The following is an 18,702-nucleotide window of genomic DNA, read 5'->3' on the forward strand; positions in this document are numbered from 1 at the left end:
GAGATCAAACCATGATAGATCCTAAGGATAAGAACCTTCCTGTGATCGATACTGAAGATTCACAGGCAAGCGAGCACGTGAAGCTCAGCCGTCGTCTGTTCCTGGGCGGCTCTGCTGCTCTGGTCGGTGCTGCTGGTGCTATGGGCGCGACGATGGGTGGCGCTCTGATGCCATCTGTAGCGCATGCATCTTCTGATGCTAAGCACACTGTAGGCCCGGGTGAGCTGGATGAGTACTACGGCTTCTGGAGTGGTGGTCATCAGGGCGAGGTTCGAGTGTTGGGCTTGCCTTCAATGCGTGAGCTGATGCGAATCCCTGTTTTCAACGTCGATAGTGCAACTGGTTGGGGCCTGACTAACGAGTCTAAAGAAGTTCTGGGTGAGAATGCACCTCTGAACGGTGACTGCCACCACCCGCACATGTCGATGACCGACGGTCATTACGACGGTAAGTACATCTTCATCAACGATAAGGCTAACACCCGTGTTGCCCGTATCCGCGGTGATATCATGAAGACTGATAAGATCACTACAGTGCCAAACTGTCAGGCGATTCACGGTCTGCGTGTACAGAAAGTACCTTATACTAAGTATATCTTCGCTAACGCTGAATTCCGTATGCCGCACCCTAATAACGGCCTGAATATGGATGATGTGGAAGGTTACTACACTATGTTTAACGGTCTGGACGCTGAGTCCATGGACGTTGCATGGCAGGTAATCGTAGACGGCAACCTGGATAACACCGATGCCGACTACACCGGTAAGTATGCGTTCTCTACCTGCTATAACTCTGAAGGTGCAATTGACCTGCCGGGTTCTATGCGTAATGAGCGTGACCATCTGGTTATCTTCAACATCGAGCGTATCGAAGCTGCGGTTAAAGCCGGTAAGTTTATTACCCTGCCAGGCTCTGATGTACCTGTAGTCGACGGTCGTAAAGGTTCTGAACTGACCCGTTACGTACCAGTACCTAAGAACCCGCACGGTATCAACACAGCTCCAGGCGGTAAGTACGCAGTAGCAAACGGCAAGCTTTCTCCAACCGTTACTGTATTCCAGCTGGATAAGTTTGATGCGCTGTTCGCTAACGAAATTCAGCCACGTGATACCGTAGTTGCTGAAGTTGAGCTGGGTCTGGGGCCTCTACACACCGCATTCGACGGTCGTGGTAGCGCCTTTACTACTGTGTTCATCGACAGCCAGATAGTTAAGTGGGATGTCGAGAAAGCGATCCGTTTCTACAACGGTGAGAAAGTAGATTACATTCTTCAGAAGCTGGACGTACATTATCAGCCTGGTCACAACCACACTACCATGGGTGAAACCCGTGATGCTGATGGTCAGTACCTGGTATCTCTGCAGAAGTTCTCTAAAGACCGTTTCCTGAAGTGTGGCCCGCTACACGCTGAGAACGATCAGCTGATCGATATCTCTGGCGACGAAATGAAGCTGATCCACGATGGTCCTGCGTTCGCTGAACCGCATGATTGTATGATGGTTCACCGTTCTAAGGTTAAGACTCGCAAGCTGTACGACCGTAAAGACCCGACTTTCGCAACCACTGTGAAGATGGCTGAGAAAGACGGCGTTAACCTGGAAACAGATAGCAAGGTTATCCGTGACGGAAACAAGGTTCGTGTTTACATGACCTCTGTTGCACCTAACTATGGTCTGAACGAGTTTACTGTTAAGCAGGGTGATGAAGTTACCGTTATCGTCACTAACCTGGATGAGATCGAAGACGTGAGCCACGGTTTCTGTATGGTAAACCACGGTGCGCAGATGGAGATCAGCCCACAGCAGACTGCGTCTATCACCTTTAAAGCTGACCAGGTTGGTGTACATTGGTACTACTGTAACTGGTTCTGTCATGCGCTTCATATGGAGATGCGTGGCCGGATGCTGGTTGAGCCTGCTTAAGGTTACATCTGTGACTTTATTTAAAGTCATATCTGTACCTTGATGTAAGTTAGCTCAGCTTATACAGTGAGCTACCTTACTACTCTGACCCGAAGATATTATCATACTGATATTGTTGTACTTCGGGTCAGATGTTTTCACCCAATAGGAATGACTTTATGGGTTTGTTGTATGCTCGGTTGATTGCCCGTAAGAACAGGGCGCTGGGCGGTTTGTTAGGCTGTATGTTAAGTGCAGTTTTTATCTCTTCTGCCCAGGCAGAAACTATCAATGTTTCCCCTTCTGATGATCTACAAGCGGTTTTGGACAATGTCCGGGACGGTGATCAGGTTATTCTTTCGCAAGGGGTCCATTACGGTAATTTTATCCTTTCTAAAACGGTCGAACTGACCGGTGCAGAAGGCGCAGTGCTGGATGGCAACAAGAAAGGCCACACGCTGCAGGTCGATTCGACCGATTCTTATATTCACAACTTACGAATTCAGAACTGGGGTGTTGATCTTACCACCCTGGATTCCGGAGTATTCGTCTCCCGTGGGGCGGCCAATACCCGTATCGAAAACAACTATCTGCAGGGCGGCGGCTTTGGCGTCTGGGTTGATGCAGCCCCAGGCACGCAGATCGTTGCAAACAAGGTAGAAGGCGATCTGAGCATGCGCTCTTCCGATCGCGGCAACGGCATTCATCTGTATAACGTGACCGGAACTTTGGCTAAAGACAATGAAGTCTGGCATACCCGCGACGGTATCTATATCGATACCAGTAACAAGAATGAGCTGATCGGTAATAAGCTGCATGACCTGCGATACGGCGTGCACTATATGTACTCCTATCATAATCTGGTGAAAGATAACGTCACCACCAATACCCGTACCGGGTACGCCCTGATGCAGTCTAAGTATCTGACCGTGATCGGTAACCGTTCAAAGAATGATGCCAACTACGGCATTCTGATGAACTACATCACCAATTCGACCCTGACCGGTAACCGGGTCGAAGGGGTGCAGAACAACCGTAACCCGCATATGCAGCAGCAGACTAACCTGGCGGGGCTGGAAGGAAAGGCGCTGTTTATCTACAACTCGCTGTTCAATGAGATTCGCGACAATCTGTTTGCCGAGAGTGATATGGGTATCCACCTGACCGCGGGTTCCGAAGACAACGTGCTCAGCGGTAACGCCTTTATCAGTAACAAAGAGCAGGTTAAATATGTCGCTACCCGTAAGCAGGACTGGTCCCATAGCGGAGTCGGTAACTTCTGGAGCGACTATCTGGGCTGGGATATGGATGGCGATGGTATCGGTGATGTCGAATATGAACCGAATGACAGTGTCGACCGCCTGTTATGGAAGTTTCCTTCCGCCAAACTACTGCTGAACAGTCCTGCAGTAGAAACCCTGCGCTGGGTACAGCGTCAGTTCCCGGTGTTGAAGTCCCCGGGCGTTGTGGATAGTCATCCTTTGATGGCGGTTCCGGATACGTTTGACGGATCAGGCCTGCAGGTCGATACCGTAAACGCACAGTTGGTAGAGAATTGATATGAGTAGTGCGATGAACATTGTTGAATTGCAACAAGTTGAAAAGAAGTACCAGGGTGTCAGTGCCCTCAATAAACTTAATTTAGAGATACGCCAGGGTGAAGTGCTGGGCCTGTTTGGCCATAACGGTGCCGGTAAAACCACCACCATTAAACTGATTCTGGGGCTGATCGGCGCGACTTCTGGTCAGGTCAAAGTTTTTGGCGAAGATCCGACTCAGTCAGAAGCCAGGAATCTGCGCCGAAAGCTGGGTTTCCTGCAAGAGAATGTTAGTTTTTATGACCAGTTAACCGGTCTTGAAGTACTGCAATACTTTGCCCGCCTCAAGGGTGTATCTAAGAAAAGCTGCTTTAATCTGCTTGAACAGGTAGGCCTTAGTCAGGCGGGTAAGCGCCGGGTTAAGACCTATTCCAAAGGGATGCGTCAGCGCCTTGGTCTGGCTCAGGCACTGTTGGGCGAACCTAAGTTGTTACTGCTTGATGAGCCGACCGTCGGTCTCGATCCTATCGCGACACAGGATTTCTACCGCCGTATCGAAACCCTTAAACAGCAGGGTTGTACTGTAATCCTTTGTTCCCATGTTTTGCCGGGTGTTGAGAAATACATCGACCGGGCGTTGATCCTGGGTCAGGGAAATTTGCTGGCCGAGGGCAGCATAAATGACCTGCGCCACCAGGCTGACCTACCGGCGACCTTCCACCTGCAGGGCAATGATCTGGTACTACCGGAACATCTGGCAGCTAAGGCTAGTCAGGATGAATCGGGCACCCGTCTGGATATCGCTCTGCCGGATAAGATGGCGGCAATGCAGCAGCTGGTCGGAATACCGGGTCTGAGTAACCTGGATGTTCACCTGCCATCGCTGGAAGATCTTTATACCCACTTTATCGAGTCCCATACCGGTTCTGGTGTGAGCGCAGTACAGGAGGCAGCCCAATGAGTGCGATTTTAACGGTTGCTAATAAAGAGTTTCACGACGGCCTGCGTAACCGCTGGGTGCTGTCTATCTGCATTATATTCGCCGTACTGGCGATCGGTCTGGCTTACTTTGGTGCCGCTGCGGCGGGTAAGGTTGGCTTCACCTCGCTGTCCACGACTATTGTCAGCCTGGCCAGCCTGGCGGTGTTTATCATTCCGCTGATTGCACTGATGCTGGCCTATGATGGCGTAGTCGGTGAAGATGAGAATGGCACACTGCTGCTGTTGATGACCTACCCTTTGTCGCGCTGGCAGCTCTTGCTGGGCAAGATGGTCGGGCAGGGCGCGGTGATGGCCTTTTCGACCTTGGTTGGTTTTGGCTCCTCCGCGCTTATGATGGGCATATTCTCAGGTACGACTACCTGGGGTGAGCTGATCGGGCCCTACGCGGCGTTTATCTTCTCAGCGATGCTGCTGGGCTGGATCTTTATTGCGATCGCGTATGTTATCAGTGCGTCAGTATCCGAGAAATCCAAGGCCGCCGGTATAGCTCTTATCACCTGGTTTATCTTTGTTCTGGTGTTCGATCTTGGCCTGTTGGGCATGTTGGTTGGCACCCAGGGTAATGTCGATGAAGCGATGTTCCCCTACCTGTTGCTACTTAACCCGACCGACATTTTCCGCTTAGTAAATATCACCTATTTTGCCGACCAGAACCTGACCGGGTTGATGGCGATTGCTCAGCAGACCCAGTTCTCGACTGCATCGCTGTTTGGCTGTCTGTTGGTGTGGCTGGCACTGCCAGTAACGCTGGCGATGGCGATCTTCAACAAGCGAGGGCTGTAATGAAATTCTTTTTGAATAAGCAGGTGTTGAAGAGGCTGGTATTAAACAAGCTGGCAAAGTTTTCAGCATTGATACTACTCCCTGTCGCTCTGCTTGTGGGGTGTGGCGGTGAAGATAAAGATGCTGCGATGGTACAGCAGGTCGTAGCGCTTCAAAGCAGCGACGAATGCCACCTGTGCGGTATGATAATTACCAATTATCCCGGGCCGAAGGGGCAGCTCTATTCAAGGGGCATTAACGGCAATATGCGGTTCTGCTCAACGCGGGATATGTTTGCTTTTATCGTTGACCCGGAGAATCAGCATAATATTCAGCAGGCATATGTGCATGATATGGCGGTAACCCCCTGGGATCATCCTGATGAGGAAACCTATATTGACGCTAAACTGGCATTCTATGTGATAGGTCACGGTAAGAAAGGGGCTATGGGGCCTACTCTGGCCAGTTTCTCTAAACAGGCTGATGCTGATGCTTTTGCTGCCGCAGAAGGCGGTAAAGTATATACCTTTGAAGAGGTTACCTTAGATCTGCTGGTGAGTATGAATAGCCTGCGTACGCATGCAACCGAGTAATGCTCTGTTCTCTGAGTCACTAAGCCAGCCTCAGTGCTGGCTTTTTTATGTCTGCAGGCTAAGGAAAAAGTAGCCGAAAAAAAGCGAAGCGTGAAAAGCTATTACAACGGCCGTTTGCAATTGGGCAACGCACAGGATGCGGTTACGTTGCCTGAACCCGTATCTGAAGTCAGTTCCTGCAAACTGGCGTTATAGCCTGGCTGATCGGGTGCTAAGGATATAGCACAGTTAATAGCATTAAGAGCAGATGTTCTGCAGCCTGCAGCCATCAGAGCATAGGCCAGGTTATTCCAGCCGGGTGCGGGGTCTGGTGAGGTTTTGATGTAGCGTTGGAAATAGTTCACAGCATCAGCATAACGCTGATGGCTGTAGCTGATGTTGCCAAGCCCCAGCAGCGGCGCAGGGCTATCGGGCCAGCGCTCTGCTGCCTGCTGATAAGCCATGAATGCGCTGTCCAGCTGATCAAGTTGCTCCAGTGTGTTAGCTGCCTGCATATAGCGGGGCAAGGTGGCGGTAGCTGGCAACTTATCAGGCGGCAGAATTACCTGTGCCCAGTTATCAGCGTTGTCCCAGGTTTGTTTGAACAGTGTCAGATCGGTGGGGTAGCGAATATCAGGGCCGGACCGTAACAGTATTTGCTGTTGTTCCAGGTTATAGCCGATGGCAACTGCAAAATGCCACTTTGGCAGTGACCTCAAGCCAAGATTCTGCATCACCAGAACCGGATGACCAGCATCCAGTTCCAAAAATATATCTTCCAGTTTCGGTGTCAGCGCATAAGCGACCAGGCCATATTGTCTTGCTCGGGCCACTAACTCTACTGTCAGGGTACCGCCCTTCGCCGGAATATATAGGTGAGGTTTAAGTTGTTGCGGGCTTGCCTGAACGCCGTTAAAAGCCAGTACAGTGGCCAGTGACGCGGGGCCGCACTGATCGTACTGCTGCGGAAAATGGGCCAGCCCCTGTAGTTCGGCAGATCCGTTTATCGCCGGATTAGCTTTCAGCTGCGCCAGCATCGACTGGTTGATACTGCAACCGGTTACCAGCAGCAAGCCGGCGACCAGGTTGAGCAGCAATAGCTGTTTAGCGATTAATACAGTTAACAAAACTGAACAGATCCGTGGCACAGAGTGCATCAGTGATTATGAATACCACAAAGAATAGCGCGATGAGACCAAAGAAGCCTTCACCGGCGGGTTGTGTTTCAAGTTGAGCGTTTAACTGGCTGATCTCCGCATCGGTCAGGCTGGCTATGCGTTCTTCCAGTACGTCCGGATCGACTCCCATGGTTAACAGTTGCTGTTGCAGCTCTGCGGATTCCAGTGATTGCAGCAATTGCTGTTTCGTGTATTGCTGCTGCTCCATCTGAATGACAGTTTCGGTCGGTACTATGGCTGCATTTACAACGCTGCTCTGAAAACTGAAGCTCAGCACCAGAGCGATAAGTAAGCGGACGATTAATGACCGTCTGAGATATTCATGAGACATCATAATATTTGCCTGTTTCCTTGCGCAGCAAAAGCTTACCGCGCCGCTGATTGACAATGGAGTCTGTGGAATTGGTCCGTAGCCCCCCGAAGGATCAATTAAATTGGTTAGAATCTAAACAGCTGATCGTTCTATTGTAGTTTATAGTTGGCGTGCTGCAGGCTGTTTGTTAAGTAAATTACAGCAGATCTGTTCTCTGGCAGGCTCGATAGTTTATTGAAAAAGCAGGTGTTTTACCGGTTATACTTTCTCCAGCGATCATGTATATTGCTGACATACCAAGGTAGGTTTAAGCATCAAGGAGGATGTATGCATATGCCACGTCAGGCCAAAACCGGTCTCTGCCTTCTATCTGCAGCTGTCATTCTGGCAGGTTGTAGTTCCAATAATGTACAAAACTCATCCGCGTATACCGCCGCCGAACTCGAGCAGCGTAACCAGATTCTTGTGGAGCGGGAAAAAGATCTGGCGCGTCGCGAAGCCGAAGCGAAAGACGCCCGGATGCACTCAGCGCAAGCCGGTGATGAACTGTTGCCACCCAATGCCAAATCCGGTGAATGTTATGCCCGGGTCTGGGTCGAACCAAGCTATAAAGAATACACCGAGTTGGTGCTGGTGAAAGATGCCAGCGAACGGCTTGAGATTATTCCGGCCCGCTATGAAACCGTTGAAGAGACCCTGCAGGTCCAGCCTGCCAGCTTTAAAATGACACCGGTAGCGGCGCAATACGACCGGATCAGCGAACAGAAACTGGTGCGAGAGGCGGAACGGGTATGGCGTATCGACCGCCCGCTGAAGAGTGCTCCGGCCAGTGAGAACCTGTTGGCTGCGGCCTCGGCTCACGGAATCGATCTGGGCCTGGCGGAGCCGGGCATGTGTTTCCATGAGCATTATCTGCCAGCCCGTTTTGAACAGGTTAATGAATCAGTACTAACCAAAGAGGCTTACGATGAAGTTGGCGTAATACCGGCTCAGTATCGTTGGGTCGAGAAGCGGGTACTGGTCAAGCAGGCCAGTACGCGAATCGAAGAGACTGCCGCGCAGTATCAGACCCTGACGGAGCAGGTTATTGATGTACCGGCTCATACTGTATGGAAGAAAGGTACCGGTCCGATTCAGAGAATCGATGCCGCCACCGGTGAAATTATGTGCCTGGTGGACGTGCCGGCAACTTATAAAACCGTCACTAAGCGAGTTCTGGCTTCTCCTGCGACTACCCGTCAGGTTGAGATACCTGCCGAATATGAAACGGTTAAAGTGAAGGAGCTGGTCTCGCAACCCCGTGAAGAACGCAAGGCGGTGGCGGCGGAATATTCTGATGTTGCCCTGACCCGCAAAGCGGCAGAAGCCTCTTTTGTCTGGCATGAAGTGCATAACACGGAGCACCCGAAAGCCACCCGTACCGGGAATAAGATCTGTCTGACCGAACGTCCGACACAGTATGAAACGGTAGAGCGTACCGTAGTCGTCAAACAAGCCGGTTTCGAAAAGACCGAGATCCCGGCACAATTTGAAACGATCGAGGTGCGTAAGCTGGTCGCTTATGCTCAGGAGAAGCGTTTCGATATACCGGCCGAATATGAAACGGTGAAGCTGAGTAGACTGGAGAAAGATGGTTTTATGGAGTGGCGTTCGATTCTCTGTGAGACCAATATGACCGTCGCGACAATCAGAGATATTCAGCGGGCGCTGCTGGCTCAGGGCTATAACCCGGGTTCGATCGATGGCGTAGTCGGTGTAGAAACAATGGCAGCGGTGAATGCTTTCCAGCGCGCCAGCTCTCTGCCGACTGATGATTACATCAATATGCAAACGGTTAATGCCCTGCAGGTAAAACTCTGACCATGACTTAAGAGCGTGACTTAAGAGTCGGGCTATTGAGCAAGACTGTTAAGTAGTGATTAAAGCCAGCATTCGCTGGCTTTTTGATGTTCAGGATGCAGGGAATGTTTTGGCCACAGGGATGTGCTGTTCTTAAAATTAAACCAATGTTTGCGTTTTATTGTCGCAGTGCTATTTATTAATCACTTTTAAAGGAATTATTCATAGGCTCTTTCCCGGGCGATAACAGTATGGAGGCTGATATGAAATATGTTCTGTCGATCGATGGCGGTGGAATCCGTGGCCTTATACCTGCATTGGTGCTGGCGGATTTGGAGAAAAAAACCGGCAAGCGAACGCACCAGTTATTCGACCTTATTTGTGGTACATCCACCGGCGGTATCATAGCGTTAGGTGTAACTGTTGACGATGGTGCCGGGGAGGCGCGGTTCAGTGCTTTACAGATATCCAAAATCTATGAGGATCGGGGGCGGGACATATTCAGTCGCTCGGTATGGAAAGGGGTGTCTACCGCCGGGGGGCTGAGTGATGAAAAGTATTCGGCACAGGGGCTGGAAACTGTGCTGGATGAATATTTGTCGGATCAGCTGATGGGTGCAGGTCTTAAGCCGACGCTGATTCCCAGTTACGATATTCAGGGGCGTACTCCGCTCTTCTTTAAGAGCTGGCATGGCGAACATCAGGGCCTGGAAATGCGTCATGTCGCCCGCGCAACCTCGGCTGCACCGACCTATTTTGAACCGGCTTTGGTAGCGGTCGACGGTGCTATGAGAGCATTAGTCGATGGCGGTGTGTATATCAACAATCCGGCGGTATCCGCCTATGTCGAAGCTAAAAAGCTATTTCCCGGTGAGGAGATAAAATTACTATCGCTAGGCACCGGCGAGCTGGTTCGTCCTATTGCCTATGAAGAAGCCCGTGGCTGGGGCAAACTGGAATGGGCGCAGCCAGTCATGGGCTGTATTTTCGACGGCGTCAGCGATGCGGCAGACTACCAGATGACAGAGTTGCTTGAGGGTAATTACCTGCGCCTGCAGTACGCTCTGGAACATGCGTCTGACGATCTTGATAACGCCACGCAGGGGAATATAGAAAACCTTAAGTCGGTAGCCCGAAAATTGCTACGCACTCATAAGGCTGAAATTGAAGGTTTTTTTGAATAGGGGGGGGTAAAAGAATTCCGCTCCCGGCAAGAAGAGCCGGAAGCAGAATCTCTGAAAAACAGGGTTAACCGGCAATGCCCTGGCTCTTGAGGTATTCCTCATAGCCGCCCTGAAAGTCGGTCAGGCCTTCTGGCTGCAATTCGATCACCCGGGTCGCCAGGGAAGATACAAACTCCCGGTCGTGGCTGACGAAGATCAGTGTGCCTTCGAAGTTTTCCAGCGCCAGGTTCAGCGCCTCGATGGATTCCATATCCATGTGGTTGGTCGGCTCATCCATCAGCAGGATGTTTGGCTGTTGCAGGATCAGTTTACCCAGCAACATACGGCCTTTCTCTCCACCGGACAGTACCTTGACGGATTTTTTGATGTCGTTCTGCGAGAACAGCATGCGGCCGAGGGAACCACGGATAACCTGCTCATCGGCGCCGGACTTAGTCCACTGTGCCATCCAGTCGAACAGGTTCATATCTTCGGAAAACTCGTGGGCGTGATCCTGTGCGTAGTAGCCGATGTTATGGTTTTCAGACCATTTTACTTCACCGCTATTAAGCTCAAGGTCGCCAAACAGGCAGCGCAGTAAGGTTGTTTTACCGATACCGTTAGGCCCGATAATAGCGATACGCTGGCCGACTTCGACCATCAGGTCCAGATCTTTGATCAGTGGCGTACCATCGAAGCCTTTAGTCAGGCCTTCCACTTCCAGCGCCAGGCGGTGCAGTTTCTTTTCCTGATCGAAACGGATATACGGGCTCTGACGGCTCGACGGTTTGATATCGTTCATCTCGATCTTTTCGATCCGGCGGGCACGGGATGTTGCCTGTTTCGCTTTAGATGCGTTAGCAGAGAAACGGCTTACGAAGCTGCGCAGTTCGGCGACCTGAGCTTTCTTCTTGGCATTTTCAGAATGCAGGCGTTCCTGCAGCTGGGTGCTGGCGATCATGTAGTCATCGTAGTTACCCGGATATACCCGCAGCTCACCGTAATCCAGATCCGCCATATGGGTGCAGACACTGTTCAGGAAGTGACGGTCGTGGGAGATGATGATCATAGTGCTGTTACGCTCGTTCAGCACGCTTTCCAGCCAGCGGATAGTGTTGATATCCAGGTTGTTTGTAGGCTCGTCCAGCAGCAGGATATCCGGATCGGCGAACAACGCCTGAGCCAGCAGTACCCGCAGCTTCCAGCCAGGGGCTACTTCACTCATCGGGCCGAAGTGCTGTTCAATCGGAATGTCCAGGCCTAAAAGAAGCTCACCTGCGCGGGATTCCGCAGTGTAGCCATCGAGTTCAGCAAACTGAACTTCCAGATCGGCCACAGCCATGCCTTCCTCTTCGCTCATCTCCGGCAGGCTGTAAATGCGATCACGTTCCTGCTTTACTTCCCAGAGTTCATTGTGGCCCATGATTACCGTATCAATTACGCTATACTCTTCAAAGGCGAACTGATCCTGACGCAGCTTACCGATACGCTCATTAGGAGCTTTACTGAAGGTACCTGAAGAGGCTTCAAGATCACCACCGAGAATTTTCATCAGCGTTGATTTGCCGCAACCGTTGGCCCCGATCAGGCCGTAGCGGTTGCCTTCACCGAATTTGACAGAGATGTTTTCAAACAGAGGCTTAGAGCCAAACTGCATTGTGATATTGGCGGTAGTTAGCAAAGCAGGAATCCAGAATTTAGTATCATAAAAATTAGCCGCGCATTGTCCCATAAATTGTGCATAAAGTATTCGATATTTAGCGCCGGGGCTGTCTTTTTAATAGTGCCGGCAGGTTTTCTTTTTAAGGGTGTTGATAGCTTTTTTTAACAATGCAGTCACTGGGACTGCAAGATTCGTATAAGGATTTTTCTATGGATAAGCAGCAGCTGTTAGTTCAGATATCCACCCGCTTACAGGCTGATCTTGAGGTCAATATGGAAGCGGCCAATGAGGCGCGGGAAGCGGCTATTCATGACGAAAGCGTACCGGAAACGCAATACGATACCATAGGTCTGGAGGCCTCTTATCTGGCCCATGGGCAGTCCAAACGGGTGCAGGAACTGGAGATGGACCTGGCTGACTACCGCAATCTGGTGGTCAGAGACTTCGATGAAGATACTCCCGCTGGATTATCTGCGCTGGTCACACTGAAAGACGACAAAGGTGAAGTAAAGCACCTGTTCATCGGCCCTGCCGGTGGCGGCATACATATTGAATTTAACAGCTATACCGTGACCGTAGTGACCCCCGAGGCGCCGTTAGGGGCTGCAGTGATAGGCAAGCAGGTGGGAGATATGGTAAGTCTGCCACAGGGGGAGTTTGAGATTACCGAATTGAAATAGCTCAGGTATAATCCGGGGCCTTCGGTAATAGTTTATTCAGCAGGATATTTGATGAGCGTTGTAAAAGATAAAGTAGTTCAGTTCCACTATAACCTGACCGACGCGGACAACAGTGTTGAAGAGACCACCCGCGGTGGCGCGCCAATGGCCTACCTGCATGGCCATGACAATATGATCAGCGGCCTGGAAGCGGCGATGGACGGCAAAGAGGTCGGCGACACTTTTTCCGTAACCCTGGAAGCGAAAGACGCCTATGGTGAATTCCTTCCAGACTGCGAACAACGCATCCCGGTTAAGCACCTGCAGGGCGCCAAGAAATGGCGTAAAGGGATGGTCGGCACCGTTCACACCGAACAGGGCCTGCGTCAGGTTACCGTGGTTAAAGTCGGTAAGTTCATGGTTACCGTCGATAACAACCACCCTCTTGCTGGCAAGACCCTGACCTTCGATATCGAAATTATGGGGACCCGTGATGCTACGGCGGAAGAAGTCTCCCACGGTCACGCACACGGTGAAGGTGGGCACCAACACTAAGCGCGGAGCGCTTAGTATCAGACCGGAAAACAAGTTTTCCTCGCTAGAACGCGGCTGCGCCGCTCGCTAGAACGGAAAGCAAGCTTTCCTGCTAGTGGCTGGAAAAAGCCTTCTATCAAAGTTTTGGTGTGGGCATCAAGGGCGTCCATTGTAAGCGTAGGTTGGTCTGAGCGGAGCGATGCCCAACTTTTATTAGGCCGCAGTCATAGAACGGTTTGCATTGATTTTTAGTAGTGAGACAAAATAGGAGGCGTTGCCTCCTTTTTTGTTGGGGTGCTTATTTTACGGTGATAGTGATCTTGTCTGACACTACAGGAGGGTTATGGGGTACGTGGCCCTTATCCCCCAGAATGAGCTGCAGGGTATGGGTTCCCGGTGTCAGCGTCAGGGTTGTTTCTGTCTGCCCGCCGCCGAAATGTGTCACATTTTGGCCCAGCGCCTGATTCATATCGGGTAGCGCTTTGCCATCAACCAGCAGATGATGATGACCAGTATTGGCTTTGTCTGTTCCCGCGGGTGCAACCCCCATCCCCGAGAGACCAAATTTAACGCTGAAACTTGTCGCTACGACGGCACCGTCTGCCGGAGATATAATGTAGGCCTTGGCGCCCTCCGGTGAACTGGTTTGATGATGCTCTGCGATAGCTCCTGTACTGACTATTGCTGCAAGCGCCGCTGTCAGAAGTGCCTTAATCATAGCCATACTCCTTTATTGTCGGATTGTACTTTGAGACAAACATCAGCATAGCCCACCGCTGTTACCGCTGCCTGTAAAATCAGAACGCAGCTTTTAAAAGCAGTGGCTAGAACGGAAAGCAAGCTTTCCTGCTAGTAGCTAGAAAAATCGGGACGGCAGTAGCTCGAATGTAGCAAACAGAGCTGCTTGCTGGTTGCCCGAAAGAGTCTTCTTTCAGCACTTGGGCAAGGGGTTCATCGGAACCCATTGTAAGTGTAGGTTGGTTGGAGCGTAGCGATGCCCAACATCGGGAATAGGGCAGAGTGTTTCATTTATTCGATCATATTTCTTGATAGAAGTATGCAACTAGGTAATTGATCTAAGAAAGGAGTGTCTCATTAAGGGAGTGATGTTGGGTTACGCTACGCTAACCCAACCAACGGTTCTAAAAAGCTTAAAAGCAGTTGTTAGAAAAAACGTGCCCGCGTTGCGGGCAAAAAAACCGCCAGCTGGCGGTTTTTTTGGTTTTGATCTTCGCCTTTTTATAGCCACTGCCATTAAGCAGGAAATAAGGCAGAGAGTTTCATTTATTGGACCCTGTTTCGTGAGAGAGTAATGCGGCTAAGCAATTGATCTGATGTGGATATATCTCATTCAGTTAGTGATGTTGGGTTACGCTGCGCTAACCCAACCTACGGTTCTAAAAAGCTTAAAAGCAGTTGTTAGAAAAAACATGCCCACGTTGCGGGCATAAAAAAAACCGCCAGTTGGCGGTTTTTTTGGTTTTGATCTTCTCTTTTTCTAGCAGCCGAACTTGTTCGGCGATCTAGCCACTAGCGAGTCGCGGAGCGACGTTCTAGCCACTGCTTTTAAGCTGTCCGCGTAGCGGTGATGCTTTCAGTTTCGACTTCTGGCTCAGATACAGGCTCAGCGGCGTTATAGATAGATTCATCCAGTTCACCTTCGGACTTGCCGATCAGGACGGAAACCATCAGGTCGCCGGAGACGTTTACGCTGGTGCGAGCCATATCCAGGATGCGGTCGATACCGGCGATGATTGCCAGGCCTTCCATCGGCAGGCCGACAGTAGTCAGTACCAGTGACAGCATGATCAGGCCTGCACCGGGAACGCCTGCAGTACCGACAGAAGCCAGTGTTGCGGTGGCGATAATGGTCAGGTAGTCGGCGGTGCTCAGATCGATACCGAACGCCTGGGCAACAAACAGGGCAGCAACACCCTGATACAGTGCGGTGCCATCCATGTTTATAGTTGCACCCAGCGGCAGTACGAAGCTGGCGGTACCTTTAGATACACCCAGGTTTTCGCGGGCACAGCGGATGCTGACCGGCAGTGTGCCGGAGCTACTTGTAGACGAGAAAGCCATCATCTGTGCGTTGACGATACCTTTCAGGTATTGCATTGGAGGCAGGCCTGCGATGAAAGAGATCGCACCGGTATAGACAACCAACACGTGCAGCACGCAGCCAAGGTAGACCGCACCGATCACTTTGAACAGCGGCAACAGGACATCCATACCGTACTTACCGGCGACCCAGGCCATCAGCGCGAAGATGCCGTAAGGTGCGAACTTCATCACCAGCTCGGTCAGCTTAAACATCGCTTCAGCCAGGCTGTTGAAGATTTTTACTGCTGGCTCGCCTTTCTCGCCGATCATGTTCAATGCGATACCCAGACCCAGTGCGAAGACGATAATCTGCAGGATTTTACCACCTGCCAGCGCTTCGATAGGGTTTTTAGGGATCAGATTGATAATAGTGCTGACCAGGCTTGGCGCCTCTTTTGCGGCTGCCGCAGCATTCGCATCGGCGACCATGTTCAGGCCGGCACCCGGCTCAAGCAAAGTACCCAGACCTAAACCGATAGTGATAGCAACGGCGGTGGTCATGAGATAGATAATGATGGATTTGAGACCCATGCGACCCATCTTGGCGCTGTCCTGCATGGCGGTTACACCCACCACCAGAGAACAGAATACCAGAGGTACTATCAGCATCTTGATAGCGTTGATAAACAGGGTGCCGATCGGTTTCAGCATCTCGGCATCCGGTCCCATGATGGCGCCGACGATGATGCCGGCAATCATGCCGATCAGGATCTTTTTCCACAGAGCAAGGTTGCTCCAGAGTCCGCCCTGTTGCGCGGATGACGTTGTAATAGACATAAAGTAAGCCTCTCGTGATTTTTTGTTATTTTTAAGCTGTTGTTTTAGGTTTTTTTCAGGTTGTTGCGGTTAAAGCCTTTTTCTAAAAAGTCTGGGCCGTTTAGCGGCCCGGGCGAATCATGTTTTCGGGTTTTAATACTTCTTCAAGTTGCTCGGGTGAGAGCAGCGCTTCTTCGCGCACCAGATCGATCACACTGCGACCGCTGGCCAGCGCTGCCTTTGCAAGACGGGTGGCGTTGTCGTAACCGATATGTGGATTGAGTGCGGTGACTACGCCGATGCTGTTATCTACCTGTGTCCGGCAAACCTCGACATTGGCGGTGATGCCGCTGATACAGCGTTTTTCCAGCATCGGCATCGCCTTGCTGATCAGGCGGATCGACTCCAGTACGTTGTAGGCGATCAGCGGCTCCATCGCGTTGAGCTGCAGCTGACCTGCTTCGGCGGCGAAAGACACCGCAAGGTCGTTGCCCATCACCTGATAGGCCACCTGATTAACAGCCTCGGGGATTACCGGATTGATTTTGCCGGGCATGATCGAACTGCCGGGCTGCTGCGCTGGCAGGTTGATTTCGTTGAGTCCCGCACGTGGTCCCATGCTCAGCAGACGCAAGTCATTGGCAATTTTTGAAAGCTTGATCGCCAGGCGCTTAAGCATGCTGGAGAACAGCACGAATGCGCCCATATCCGAGCTGGCCTCGACCAGGTCAGTAGCCTGAATCAGTGGATAGCCGCTGATCCGTGCGAGCTCAGAAACGGCGCGTTTACCATAGCGTTCATCGGCATTGATGCCGGTGCCGATAGCGGTACCGCCGAGGTTAATTTCGGTGAGTAGTTCGGCCAGGCCAGCGATACGCTCGACATCTTCGCCCAGGGTTGTTGCCCAGCTCTGGAACTCCTGACCGAGGGTCATCGGCACGGCATCCTGCAGCTGAGTACGGCCCATCTTTATCACATCGGCGAATTCCAGCGCTTTATCAGCCAGTGCCAGCTGCAGTGAACGCAGTGCCACTACAAGATCACCGTGACTGAGCAGAATGGCCACGCGTACGGCGGTAGGATAAGCATCGTTGGTGGACTGCGACATGTTGACGTCGTTGTTCGGGTGAAGCTGCTGATAGTCACCCATATTGTGATCCATCAGCTTAAGCCCGATGTTGGCGATCACTTCGTTGGCGTTCATATTGGTCGAGGTGCCGGCTCCGCCCTGAATCATGTCGACTACGAACTGATCGTGATGGGCGCCGTCGATAACTTGCTGGCAGGCTGTATCAATGATCTCTGCGCGGGAATCTTCAAGATAGCCGAGTTGCTTATTGGCGCGGGCAGCGGCTTGTTTCACCATCGCCAGTGCGCGTACTAATTGTGGGAAGTGGCTGAGGGTGACGCCACTGAGGTCGAAATTCTGCTGGGCTCGCCAGGTCTGTATACCATAGTAAGCCGTGGCAGGGATCTGGGCTTCACCGAGCAGGTCTTTCTCGGTGCGGGTCGCGGTTGTGTGTGTCATGGTGGCGCTGTGCTCTTGTTATTATCTGTCACTGTTATCAGAGCAAGGCCGGTGCCAATGTTATGCTTTTGTCTTTAACTCTTTGTTTGTTAATAGAATTTATTGCTTTTTATTTGTAAAGATTTGTTATCTATGGCTATAACTTTGGTTATAGAACAGGGTGCTGTGTTTTCATTAAAATCAGCTGTGTGCCAGTCAGCACAGGCGATCGGGAAGATATAACGGCGGTTATGGCTATAACCAGGGTTATAGGGTTAGGGGGGGAGGCTTAGGCTGTCGTAACAGGGGGTAACAGGTTGGCAATTTCGCGGTTTGTTCTAATTTTTATGTCAGTCGTATGGGTTCTGCTGTTAGAGTGCGGTCAATTCACCTGAGGGATCGTTATGGAACTGGATATTGCGCTTATTTTATTGCTGATGCTGACCGGGCTTGCCGCTGGTTTAGTCGATGCAATTGCCGGTGGAGGCGGCATGATAACGCTGCCGGTGTTACTGGCGACGGGTATGAGTCCGGTAGAAGCGCTGGCGACCAATAAGTTACAGGGCAGTTTCGGTACTTTTGCGGCGTCGGTCTATTTCGTGCGCAAGAAACTGGTCGATCTGACGCAGATGAAACTGATGATCGGCTGTACCTTTGCCGGGGCCGTGGCCGGTACGCTATTGGTGCAGCGTATGGATGCCGGTGTACTGGCGTCGATTATGCCGGTATTGCTGGTTTTGATCGCCCTGTATTTTATGTTTTCAAAACGGATGGGTGATGAGGATCGGGAACGCAAGATCAGTTATCCACTGTTCGCTTTTGTCTTCACCGCGGCGATCGGCTTTTATGATGGCTTTTTCGGGCCGGGTACCGGTACGTTCTTCGCGCTGGCCTTTGTCACACTGCTGGGTTTCAGTATGGCGCGGGCGACGGCGCATACTAAGCTGCTGAATTTCACTTCGAACTTTGCTGCACTTATTTTCTTTGCCATCGGTGGCGACATTATCTGGCTGGCAGGATTCATTATGGCCGCCGGCCAACTGGTCGGTGGTCTTATTGGCGCGCGTATGGTGGTCAGTAAAGGCGTGCGATTGATTCGACCCTTAGTGGTGATCGTAACCTTGGTTATGTCGGGCAAACTATTGTACGACCAGTATCAACAGGGTAATCAACTGGCTGGGCAAGTGCTGGGTTGGCTGGGGCTGTCTTAAC

General features: G+C 51.4%; 16 protein-coding genes. 10 read left to right on the forward strand and 6 right to left on the reverse strand.

The window, feature by feature from the left end; genetic code table 11:
- Window positions 1–11 precede the first annotated feature (11 nt).
- The 5 genes from nosZ to ACQUQM_RS00930 all read left to right on the forward strand — a co-directional run bounded on the left by nosZ (window position 12) and on the right by ACQUQM_RS00930 (window position 5,796).
- A complete protein-coding gene (nosZ, locus tag ACQUQM_RS00910; RefSeq protein ID WP_432472613.1) occupies window positions 12–1,922 on the forward strand; it encodes a TAT-dependent nitrous-oxide reductase in 1,911 nt (636 codons plus the stop codon).
- 158 nt (window positions 1,923–2,080) lie between these two features.
- Window positions 2,081–3,460 carry a nitrous oxide reductase family maturation protein NosD gene (locus ACQUQM_RS00915; RefSeq protein WP_432472614.1) on the forward strand — a complete coding sequence of 460 codons (1,380 nt, stop codon included), beginning with the start codon at window positions 2,081–2,083 and terminating at the stop codon, window positions 3,458–3,460.
- Between the two features lies 1 nt (window position 3,461).
- Window positions 3,462–4,400: an ABC transporter ATP-binding protein gene (locus tag ACQUQM_RS00920; protein WP_432472615.1), complete on the forward strand. Its 939-nt coding sequence runs from the start codon at window positions 3,462–3,464 to the stop codon at window positions 4,398–4,400.
- Window positions 4,397–5,224 (forward strand): ABC transporter permease, encoded by an 828-nt coding sequence (locus tag ACQUQM_RS00925; protein WP_432472616.1) that lies wholly within the window; start codon window positions 4,397–4,399, stop codon window positions 5,222–5,224. The genes ACQUQM_RS00920 and ACQUQM_RS00925 overlap by 4 nt, the downstream gene beginning before the upstream one ends.
- Complete coding sequence (locus ACQUQM_RS00930) at window positions 5,224–5,796, forward strand: nitrous oxide reductase accessory protein NosL (protein ID WP_432472617.1); 573 nt, start codon at window positions 5,224–5,226, stop codon at window positions 5,794–5,796. The genes ACQUQM_RS00925 and ACQUQM_RS00930 overlap by 1 nt, the downstream gene beginning before the upstream one ends.
- Before the next feature lie 101 nt (window positions 5,797–5,897).
- Here the strand turns inward: ACQUQM_RS00930 and ACQUQM_RS00935 are convergent, their stop codons facing one another.
- Both ACQUQM_RS00935 and ACQUQM_RS00940 read right to left on the reverse strand, forming a co-directional pair.
- Window positions 5,898–6,902 (reverse strand): PA2778 family cysteine peptidase, encoded by a 1,005-nt coding sequence (locus ACQUQM_RS00935; protein WP_432472618.1) that lies wholly within the window; start codon window positions 6,900–6,902, stop codon window positions 5,898–5,900.
- Window positions 6,880–7,287, reverse strand: a complete 408-nt coding sequence (locus tag ACQUQM_RS00940; RefSeq protein WP_432472619.1) for a PA2779 family protein — start codon at window positions 7,285–7,287, stop codon at window positions 6,880–6,882. The genes ACQUQM_RS00935 and ACQUQM_RS00940 overlap by 23 nt, the downstream gene beginning before the upstream one ends.
- Before the next feature lie 306 nt (window positions 7,288–7,593).
- On the opposite strand from ACQUQM_RS00940, the gene ACQUQM_RS00945 reads away from it, so the two are divergent.
- A complete protein-coding gene (locus ACQUQM_RS00945) occupies window positions 7,594–9,126 on the forward strand; it encodes a peptidoglycan-binding domain-containing protein (protein WP_432472620.1) in 1,533 nt (510 codons plus the stop codon).
- Between the two features lie 242 nt (window positions 9,127–9,368).
- Window positions 9,369–10,289 (forward strand): patatin-like phospholipase family protein, encoded by a 921-nt coding sequence (locus ACQUQM_RS00950; protein WP_432472621.1) that lies wholly within the window; start codon window positions 9,369–9,371, stop codon window positions 10,287–10,289.
- Window positions 10,290–10,353: 64 nt separating this feature from the next.
- On the opposite strand, the gene ACQUQM_RS00955 is transcribed toward ACQUQM_RS00950, so the two are convergent.
- Window positions 10,354–11,949, reverse strand: coding sequence for an ABC-F family ATPase (locus ACQUQM_RS00955; protein WP_432472622.1), 1,596 nt, complete (start codon window positions 11,947–11,949; stop codon window positions 10,354–10,356).
- 191 nt (window positions 11,950–12,140) lie between these two features.
- On the opposite strand from ACQUQM_RS00955, the gene ACQUQM_RS00960 reads away from it, so the two are divergent.
- Window positions 12,141–12,611, forward strand: coding sequence for a transcription elongation factor GreAB (locus ACQUQM_RS00960; RefSeq protein WP_432472623.1), 471 nt, complete (start codon window positions 12,141–12,143; stop codon window positions 12,609–12,611).
- A 51-nt stretch (window positions 12,612–12,662) separates the two neighbouring features.
- Complete coding sequence (locus ACQUQM_RS00965) at window positions 12,663–13,145, forward strand: FKBP-type peptidyl-prolyl cis-trans isomerase (RefSeq protein ID WP_432472624.1); 483 nt, start codon at window positions 12,663–12,665, stop codon at window positions 13,143–13,145.
- Window positions 13,146–13,422: 277 nt separating this feature from the next.
- Here the strand turns inward: ACQUQM_RS00965 and ACQUQM_RS00970 are convergent, their stop codons facing one another.
- The 3 genes from ACQUQM_RS00970 to ACQUQM_RS00980 all read right to left on the reverse strand — a co-directional run bounded on the left by ACQUQM_RS00970 (window position 13,423) and on the right by ACQUQM_RS00980 (window position 17,511).
- Window positions 13,423–13,842, reverse strand: a complete 420-nt coding sequence (locus tag ACQUQM_RS00970) for a DUF4399 domain-containing protein (RefSeq protein ID WP_432472625.1) — start codon at window positions 13,840–13,842, stop codon at window positions 13,423–13,425.
- Between the two features lie 848 nt (window positions 13,843–14,690).
- Window positions 14,691–16,004, reverse strand: a complete 1,314-nt coding sequence (locus ACQUQM_RS00975) for a dicarboxylate/amino acid:cation symporter (protein WP_432472626.1) — start codon at window positions 16,002–16,004, stop codon at window positions 14,691–14,693.
- Between the two features lie 100 nt (window positions 16,005–16,104).
- Window positions 16,105–17,511 carry an aspartate ammonia-lyase gene (locus tag ACQUQM_RS00980; protein WP_432472627.1) on the reverse strand — a complete coding sequence of 469 codons (1,407 nt, stop codon included), beginning with the start codon at window positions 17,509–17,511 and terminating at the stop codon, window positions 16,105–16,107.
- A 383-nt stretch (window positions 17,512–17,894) separates the two neighbouring features.
- On the opposite strand from ACQUQM_RS00980, the gene ACQUQM_RS00985 reads away from it, so the two are divergent.
- Complete coding sequence (locus tag ACQUQM_RS00985; RefSeq protein ID WP_432472628.1) at window positions 17,895–18,701, forward strand: TSUP family transporter; 807 nt, start codon at window positions 17,895–17,897, stop codon at window positions 18,699–18,701.
- The last annotated feature ends 1 nt before the right edge of the window (window position 18,702 follow it).

Source organism: Amphritea sp. HPY (assembly GCF_050870985.1).
GTDB lineage: Bacteria > Pseudomonadota > Gammaproteobacteria > Pseudomonadales > Balneatricaceae > Amphritea.

Bases quoted from the DNA above. Each gene is read 5' to 3' on its own strand.
- nosZ (WP_432472613.1), top strand. From the start codon at position 12: ATGATAGATCCTAAGGATAAGAACCTTCCTGTGATCGATACTGAAGAT.
- ACQUQM_RS00915 (WP_432472614.1), top strand. From the start codon at position 2,081: ATGGGTTTGTTGTATGCTCGGTTGATTGCCCGTAAGAACAGGGCGCTG.
- ACQUQM_RS00920 (WP_432472615.1), top strand. From the start codon at position 3,462: ATGAGTAGTGCGATGAACATTGTTGAATTGCAACAAGTTGAAAAGAAG.
- ACQUQM_RS00925 (WP_432472616.1), top strand. From the start codon at position 4,397: ATGAGTGCGATTTTAACGGTTGCTAATAAAGAGTTTCACGACGGCCTG.
- ACQUQM_RS00930 (WP_432472617.1), top strand. From the start codon at position 5,224: ATGAAATTCTTTTTGAATAAGCAGGTGTTGAAGAGGCTGGTATTAAAC.
- ACQUQM_RS00940 (WP_432472619.1), bottom strand. From the start codon at position 7,287: ATGATGTCTCATGAATATCTCAGACGGTCATTAATCGTCCGCTTACTT.
- ACQUQM_RS00945 (WP_432472620.1), top strand. From the start codon at position 7,594: ATGCATATGCCACGTCAGGCCAAAACCGGTCTCTGCCTTCTATCTGCA.
- ACQUQM_RS00950 (WP_432472621.1), top strand. From the start codon at position 9,369: ATGAAATATGTTCTGTCGATCGATGGCGGTGGAATCCGTGGCCTTATA.
- ACQUQM_RS00960 (WP_432472623.1), top strand. From the start codon at position 12,141: ATGGATAAGCAGCAGCTGTTAGTTCAGATATCCACCCGCTTACAGGCT.
- ACQUQM_RS00965 (WP_432472624.1), top strand. From the start codon at position 12,663: ATGAGCGTTGTAAAAGATAAAGTAGTTCAGTTCCACTATAACCTGACC.
- ACQUQM_RS00970 (WP_432472625.1), bottom strand. From the start codon at position 13,842: ATGATTAAGGCACTTCTGACAGCGGCGCTTGCAGCAATAGTCAGTACA.
- ACQUQM_RS00975 (WP_432472626.1), bottom strand. From the start codon at position 16,004: ATGTCTATTACAACGTCATCCGCGCAACAGGGCGGACTCTGGAGCAAC.
- ACQUQM_RS00980 (WP_432472627.1), bottom strand. From the start codon at position 17,511: ATGACACACACAACCGCGACCCGCACCGAGAAAGACCTGCTCGGTGAA.
- ACQUQM_RS00985 (WP_432472628.1), top strand. From the start codon at position 17,895: ATGGAACTGGATATTGCGCTTATTTTATTGCTGATGCTGACCGGGCTT.